Origin of the sequence: Pseudomonas sp. SIMBA_041, from assembly GCF_046535095.1 — a bacterium.
Lineage (GTDB): Bacteria > Pseudomonadota > Gammaproteobacteria > Pseudomonadales > Pseudomonadaceae > Aquipseudomonas > Aquipseudomonas mucoides.
On sequence record NZ_JAWRXJ010000657.1, the window covers coordinates 1 to 252 of the forward strand.

Here is a 252-nt window from a genome sequence, read left to right on the forward strand (position 1 = left end):
CTGCAATCGCTTTGATATCATCAGCGCTGGTATCCTTAGCATCAGGCTTTAATACCACCAAAGCCAACGGACGCTCGCCCCATTGCTTATCACGTACGCCAATCACTGACACATCGGCTACTGACGGGTGTATTGATAAAATAGTCTCAATCTCTAGTGATGAAATCCACTCACCACCTGATTTGATCACATCTTTTAAGCGATCGGTGATTTTGATATAGCCATCAGGACGTATGTAAGCGATATCTTGGG

Annotated in this window: 1 protein-coding gene; it reads right to left on the reverse strand. The window is 44.8% G+C overall.

Annotated features, from left to right (window positions below; translation table 11 throughout):
* Positions 1 to 252: AMP-binding enzyme (locus SB725_RS32755; RefSeq protein ID WP_410923647.1), on the reverse strand; the 252-nt coding region annotated here is incomplete at both ends.